Below are 6,629 nucleotides of genomic sequence, written 5' to 3'. Positions count from 1 at the left end.
TGTCGTTGCGGGCTTGCCCCGAAATCCATCTTAAGGTTGATATGCGTGTATGCCATCAATACGTAGATCCTGAAGCGAGTTCAGGGTGACGGGGTTAGGTTTGGTGCTGTTGGTTGAAACAAGTTGCACTTTCTCGCCCTCGTCATTGCGGGCTTGGCCCGCAATCCATTTTTTTGAGATAGTTATGGGCCCAGAAGCGAGTGTAGGGTGACGGGGTTAGGTTTGGTGTTGCTGGTTGAAATAAGTTGCACTTTTTCACCTTTGTCGTTGCGGGCTTGCTCCGCAATTCATGTTTGAGATAGTTATGGGCCTAGAAGCGAGTGTAGGGTGACGGGCTTGGTGCTGTTGGTTTAAACAAGCTGCACTTCCTCACCCTCGTCATTGCGGGCTTGCCCCGCAATCCATCTTGAGGTTATATGCGTGTATGCCATCAATACGTGGACCCTGAAGCGAGTTCAGGGTGACGGGGTTAGGTTTGGTGCTGTAGGTTGAAATAGTTGGGTTTGGTATTGTTGGTTTGAACAAGTTGCACTTTCTCACCTTTGTCGTTGCGGGCTTGCCCCGCAATCCATTTTGCGATCGTTATGCTAGTATGCGGTCAATACGTGGGCCCTAAAGAGAGTTCAGGGTGACAGGTTGGGTTTGGTACTGTTGGTTTAAACAAGCTGCACTTTCTCACTTTCGTCATTGCGGGCTTGCTCCGCAATCCATTTATGGTCGCAGCATATAAATAAAAGCCTTTATGTTAAACAAGGCTTTTATTTGAAGCGGTTGTATTTCGTTAAGAGAATTGGTTCAGGGCTCTTTCTAAATACTTTCCTGACTGAACGTCAGCTTTAACACGTGCTACATTGCGTTTCATTTGTTCAATCTGATCTGGATTAAGTTCCGCTAATTTGTGCTTTATATCGCGAAGAGAGCTGATGCTAAAACCAATACGTTCTCGTTCCACAAAGCTCGCCATTGCCGCCTTATCCCAAATAATAATTGGCATATCACAGAGCAAATATAACGAAAGCTTATGCGGGTTGTTGTACATTAAGTACTTGCCAGTTACGCCATCACATGAGTCCAAGGTATTGCCATACCAAACTAAGCCAAAATCACCATCAATATGGTCAATAACCTCATTTGATGGAAAGCAGCCTTTATAATCTAATACTGTGTCTTCGACATTTTTGACTTTATTTTTGTCGTAGCCCACACCATACAGATCAAATTTAAAGTTGCCACGGTCAAGGCTATCTAACTCATAAATAAATGGACCCATATTACCTGCAAACACGACGCGGATTTTATCATAGTCAGTGTCCGTTCGTTTTGCGTTGGGATTATCTGTGTGTAAATAGTCAAAAGCCTCAATATTGGTAATTTGGGCTTGAAAATTTTGTTCGGTAAACCATGCGGCCATTTTGTCATTGTGGACAATTAATTGATCAGACTGTTTTAAAAGCGCGACTTCCTTATCTGAATGACCATATTTACCTTTTAAGCTTTTCAGGTCATGCACAAGGGTTAACACTTTGCTATTTTTCAGTTTTGCGCCCCATAAACAATAACCATAAAACTTATTGAATGGATATTGTAGGCATACGGTACTGCCTGGCTTTAATTTTAAAATAGCCCATGTAACGCCCAGTGCGCTTATTAACGTGCCAAGAATAGAATTTGAGATCCATGTTTGCTTGAAGCCAATATTTTTCCAGCCATTATTTTCTAAAATGGTTTCACAGTCCATTTTAGCTTTGCCAGCTGCATCAAACTTAGAGCGATAGTTTCTAGCTATATATACTTTATTACTCATAACCTAAACAAGCTCCTGAGTTGTTAATGCAAGTGCAGCTTCAATGGTGTCATCCATGTCGTAGTATTTATAATTGGCAAGACGTCCACCAAAAATAAATTTATCAGCATAAGGTGCGGTTTTAGCCAACTCTTGATACTTGGTTAATAGAGCATTATTTGTTTCATCATTAATTGGGTAGTAAGGCTCGTTGTCCTTACTGAACTCATGGGGGTATTCTTTAGTGATGACAGTTTTATCACTTGTACCAAATTCAAAATGTTTATGTTCTAAAATTCGAGTATAAGGTACTTCACGCTCAGTATAGTTAATCACTGCATTACCTTGGTAACTGTCTTGATCTAGCACTTCGGTTTCAAAGTGTAAGCTGCGATATTCTAAAGCACCGAACTGACAATCAAAAAACTCATCAATCTTTCCTGTATACAATATTTTATCTGCTAGTTGATTATAGTCATCAGCTTTGTCAAAGTAGTTTATGCCTGTTCTCACTTCGACACCTTCTAACAGCGCGTCAGTTAATGCATTATAGCCACCGACGGGGATACCCTGATAAGTATCATTAAAGTAATTATTATCGAAAGTAAACCTGAAGGGGAGGCGTTTGATAATAAACGCAGGTATTTGAGTGGCTGGACGGCCCCATTGCTTTTCAGTGTATCCTTTGATTAGTTTTTCATACAGATCTCGCCCACCTAAAAATAGAGCTTGTTCTTCTAAGTTTTGTGGCTCTAAGTCAGCATAAGGAGCGCGCTCTGCTTCGATTTTATCTTTTGCTTGTTGTGGTGTAGTTACGCCCCATAATTGATAAAAGGTATTCATATTAAAAGGCAAGTTATAGAGCTTGTCTTGATAGCGGGCAACCGGGGAGTTGACATAATGATTAAATGTAACAAAACGATTTACATAATCCCATACCTGCTGATTGCTGGTGTGAAATATATGTGCACCATACTTGTGGACGTTAATACCTTCTATATTCTCACAATAGATATTCCCACCAGTGTGGTCGCGTTTATCAATAACTAAGACTTTTTTTCCTTGATCTGTGGCCTCTCGGGCAAACACTGCACCAAATAAACCTGCACCAACTATAAGGTAGTCGTATTGCGTGTTTTTCATTCGAATTAGCCTCACTTAATAAATATTTAATAACTAACCTAAAATAATATCATATGAGTAAGGTTTTAATTTAAATAAAATTGAATTTGGCTAATAATTAATTTTTTCATAAGTTGGGGGTATATGTCAGTGCGGTATTTTAATTAATGCGAATTTAATGGGTTTGCTGTAGGGGTAGGAAACTAAATTATATATTTTTAATAAAGGCAGGTTTTTTAAACTTGTTCTAACTATTAATGCTGATAAGGGTTTAATTATTAGGGCGAAGTAAATTCGCCCCATAAAACTATCTTTCAATGAATTTATTAATAATTCGACGCGTATTTGATTTATTTAATGCTTTATATTTTAGCTGTTGTATTTTCCTTCTCCAAAAAGCGGTTTTAAAAGACAGGCCTTTACTCATATTTCCAATTGTAGAGTCAAAGTCCAGATCTTGTTTAAGCGGACAAGGAGATAAGGTCAAAATTTCTATGTTTTTTTCCCACCAATGTTGGTAATCAGTATCGACAGGGCGACCAAACGGAATACTCGACTGTAGGATTTTTTTTGCTCCATCTAGAGTGATAGCTTGCGCACAGGTGCCTGCAGATACTTTCTTTTGAATTTTTAAATTAAAAGTAGCATTGAGCTTAAACTCATAAGCGGTTGGTCGAGTGCGATCACCGTACTCAGCTAACTTTATCATATCCCATTCAAAATCAATTTCTGATAGAGCGGAGATGGCCTCATTAAGGTTGCCTACAACCTCAAAGTCATCTTCTAATATGATTGCCCAAGGAATTTCATTGTCTACAATGTGTTGCAGTACTTTTAGGTGGCTCATGTAACAGCCGATCTCTCCCGGACTCAGTGGTTTATGGTAATCACTGCTGTTTTTTTCTTCAGAATAAAACCTGTCACGTGTTGTTTGATCTACTTGGCTTCCCAATACTGCACTTATACGCTCAAATTTTATATCGAAAGGTGCGAGTCTTTGCGTTACCGCATCCAGTCTATCTGTGCTCTTATCTAAGTTTATTAAAAATATTGGTGGTTGAGTCATATTATTTTACTATTTCCAAGCTGACCGCCCAAGGCTTTTGTTTATCAAGGGTGGTACCAAAATTGACTGCAACTTTAGTTTCTGAAAGCTCACTCGTAAAAGTAGAGCGGCTGCTTTCTTTACCAAAGTGCTGTTTTTCTTCCCAGTCAGGGCTTAGACAGGTTTTAAGTTGTTCATTTACTTGCTCAAACCTGACTAACGCTTCAGTTTTACCTGAGAAAGATTTATTACATTCATAGGCTGTGTTGCCACTTGTGTACAAATTAATCTGGCAGCTGTTTTCAATTAGATGCGCTTTGGGTCGCCAGCTTTTCATTAACTTGCCGTTTATTTCGCTGCCTTTCAGAATAGAAAAGCCATCACCTGCACCCGTGATCAATGCATTGACTTTTTCACAGTCAGTCATGTTTTCAACTTTTTTTTGAACGTCGTTAGGTAATGAGTTACATCCAACTAATGTGATAAAACCAAATGAGTATATGAGGTGGCGAAAAACCATGGCAGCTTCCTTATCGAATTTTCCCTAAGCATACCATGGTCATTTGTGATGAGGTAGGTTATTGGTGTCTTTTGGCTAATGTCTCGACAACTTGTGATAAGTCGAGTTCACTTCGTTGTAAAAGTACTAATAAGTGGTAAATTAAATCCGCAGATTCGTTAAGTAATTCGGCTTTATCTTGTTTCATCGCAGCCAGTGCCACTTCAATACCTTCCTCACCGACTTTTTGGCAGCTTCGACTTAAGTCTTTGGCAAACAGTGATGCAGTATAACTGGACTCGGGATCGGCGTTTTTACGCTCCTTAATTACTTTTTGCAGTGTGCCTAAAAAGGCGAGTTCGGGTTGAGCGCCATCAAAGCAACTTTCGGTGCCAAGGTGGCAAGTCGGGCCTGCAGGCGTTGCCAAAATTAATATGCTGTCTTTGTCGCAGTCAGTGTGTGCTTCTATAAGCTTGAGTACATTGTTTGAAGACTCACCTTTGGTCCACAGTCTTGACTTAGATCTTGAATAAAAGGTGACTAGCTTTTTTTCAAACGTCACTTGCAGTGCTTCTAAGTTCATAAACCCTTGCATCAAAATGACGCCAGTTTCGTAATCTTGTACTATTGCTGGGATCAACTCTGATTTACCAAAGTCGACAGAGCTTATGTTGTCTGGGGTTAATTTCATAATCTTGTCGCTACCTTATTCTTTTTCAAATACTGTTTTAGTTTTGGTATTTCAATCACTTGCTTGTGGAAGACACTGGCTGCCAGTGCACCATCAACATTTGCTTTGTTAAATACATCCACAAAATCTTGTTCTTTGCCTGCGCCACCAGATGCGATTAGCGGGATGTCACACAGTGATCTCATTTTACTGAGTTGTGATAAATCATAGCCTTTGCGAACGCCATCTTGATTCATGCAGTTTAGTACGATTTCACCAGCACCTAAATCTTGCACTCGCTGGATCCATTCCTGTGTTTTATAGCGTGTTTGGCTGGCAGCGTTCGGGTCGCCGGTTAGCTGATATACTAAATACTCCCCACTTTTATCATCATAAAAACTGTCTACTCCCACAACCACACATTGCTTACCAAATTCGTCGTGTAATTCTTTGATAAGTTCTGGCCTAGCTATTGCTGGGCTGTTAATAGAAATTTTATCCGCGCCTTGTTCTAACACTTTTGCGGCATCCGCAACGGATTTAATGCCACCTGCAACACAAAAAGGAATATCGATATTTTTCGCGATGTCTCTGACCCAGTTTAAATCAAGCAAGCGTTTTTCTACGCTGGCACTGATCTCATAAAAAACCAGTTCGTCCGCACCTTGCTCGCTATATAGCTTGGCGAGTTCAATAATGTCGCCAACCACTTCGTGTTGTTTAAACTTGATTCCTTTGACGACTTGGCCATTTTTTACGTCAAGACAAGGAATTATGCGTTTCGATAACATGCAATTGCCTCCTCAACAGTAAATGCACCATCTAATAAAGATTTGCCTAAAATAATGCCTGCAACGCCAATTTCAATAAGCTGTTTGATGTCGTCTAACGAGCTTACACCGCCTGAAGCTTGTACTTTTGCGGCTGGACTGTATTGTACAATTTGCTGATACAGTTCAAATGAAGGGCCTGTCATGGTGCCATCTTTACTGATGTCCGTACATAGGAAGTCATACACGCCTAGCGCAAGATAAAAGTCGATTAACTCAAATAATGAAACGCTTGAGTCACTTTGCCAGCCGTGCGTGGCAACTGACCAGCCATTTGCGGTTTTATTTACATCTAATGCAATGACAAAACGTTCCGCGCCAAACTCTTGGATCCACTGAGCTAATTGTTCTTTTTGGTCAACGGCTAATGATCCAATAACTACTTGGTTTGCACCTGCTTTAAGCCACTGTTTTATATCTTCATAAGCGCGGATCCCACCACCTACTTGATATGGTGTATCCAGTTTGCTCGTCGCTGCTTGAATTTGTTGCCACTGCTTTTTGCTTGGATCACGCGCGCCTTCTAAATCAACAAGGTGTAACTTTATTGCTCCTGCATCTTGGTATTCATGCAGGCGAGTTTGCAAGTCAAACGGGTAAAATTGCGCTGTATTGTATTTGCCCTGGAAGAGGCGAACAATTTGGCTATCTAAAACATCTATTGCTGGAATTATCATGTT

General features: G+C 40.2%; 7 protein-coding genes. All 7 read right to left on the bottom strand.

Features of this window, described 5'->3' with window-relative positions; translation table 11 throughout:
- Positions 1-781: 781 nt before the first annotated feature.
- Positions 782-1,804, bottom strand: a complete 1,023-nt coding sequence (locus N473_RS19560) for a hypothetical protein (protein ID WP_063369374.1) — start codon at positions 1,802-1,804, stop codon at positions 782-784.
- 3 nt (positions 1,805-1,807) lie between these two features.
- Positions 1,808-2,926, bottom strand: a complete 1,119-nt coding sequence (gene glf / locus N473_RS19555) for a UDP-galactopyranose mutase (RefSeq protein ID WP_063369373.1) — start codon at positions 2,924-2,926, stop codon at positions 1,808-1,810.
- A gap of 286 nt (positions 2,927-3,212) precedes the next feature.
- Positions 3,213-3,971, bottom strand: coding sequence for a glycosyltransferase family 25 protein (locus tag N473_RS19550; RefSeq protein WP_063369372.1), 759 nt, complete (start codon positions 3,969-3,971; stop codon positions 3,213-3,215).
- A gap of 1 nt (position 3,972) precedes the next feature.
- A complete protein-coding gene (locus N473_RS19545) occupies positions 3,973-4,470 on the bottom strand; it encodes a hypothetical protein (RefSeq protein WP_063369371.1) in 498 nt (165 codons plus the stop codon).
- A gap of 58 nt (positions 4,471-4,528) precedes the next feature.
- A complete protein-coding gene (gene hisIE, locus N473_RS19540; RefSeq protein WP_063369370.1) occupies positions 4,529-5,140 on the bottom strand; it encodes a bifunctional phosphoribosyl-AMP cyclohydrolase/phosphoribosyl-ATP diphosphatase HisIE in 612 nt (203 codons plus the stop codon).
- The gene (gene hisF / locus N473_RS19535) at positions 5,137-5,910 is read right to left on the bottom strand and encodes an imidazole glycerol phosphate synthase subunit HisF (RefSeq protein WP_063369369.1); all 774 of its coding nucleotides are present in this window, start codon (positions 5,908-5,910) and stop codon (positions 5,137-5,139) included. Before hisF ends, hisIE begins: the two co-directional genes overlap by 4 nt.
- On the bottom strand, positions 5,892-6,626 hold the full coding sequence (locus N473_RS19530; protein WP_063369368.1) for a 1-(5-phosphoribosyl)-5-[(5-phosphoribosylamino)methylideneamino] imidazole-4-carboxamide isomerase: 735 nt from the start codon (positions 6,624-6,626) through the stop codon (positions 5,892-5,894). The genes hisF and N473_RS19530 overlap by 19 nt, the downstream gene beginning before the upstream one ends.
- Positions 6,627-6,629: the final 3 nt, after the last annotated feature.

Source organism: Pseudoalteromonas luteoviolacea CPMOR-1 (genome assembly GCF_001625685.1).
GTDB classification, from domain to species: Bacteria; Pseudomonadota; Gammaproteobacteria; order Enterobacterales; family Alteromonadaceae; genus Pseudoalteromonas; species Pseudoalteromonas luteoviolacea_K.
This window is presented reverse-complemented; position numbering and strand designations above follow the sequence as displayed.

Excerpts from the sequence above, each read along its gene's own strand:
- N473_RS19560 (WP_063369374.1), bottom strand. The coding sequence starts at position 1,804 with ATGAGTAATAAAGTATATATAGCTAGAAACTATCGCTCTAAGTTTGAT.
- glf (WP_063369373.1), bottom strand. The coding sequence starts at position 2,926 with ATGAAAAACACGCAATACGACTACCTTATAGTTGGTGCAGGTTTATTT.
- N473_RS19550 (WP_063369372.1), bottom strand. The coding sequence starts at position 3,971 with ATGACTCAACCACCAATATTTTTAATAAACTTAGATAAGAGCACAGAT.
- N473_RS19545 (WP_063369371.1), bottom strand. The coding sequence starts at position 4,470 with ATGGTTTTTCGCCACCTCATATACTCATTTGGTTTTATCACATTAGTT.
- hisIE (WP_063369370.1), bottom strand. The coding sequence starts at position 5,140 with ATGAAATTAACCCCAGACAACATAAGCTCTGTCGACTTTGGTAAATCA.
- hisF (WP_063369369.1), bottom strand. The coding sequence starts at position 5,910 with ATGTTATCGAAACGCATAATTCCTTGTCTTGACGTAAAAAATGGCCAA.
- N473_RS19530 (WP_063369368.1), bottom strand. The coding sequence starts at position 6,626 with ATGATAATTCCAGCAATAGATGTTTTAGATAGCCAAATTGTTCGCCTC.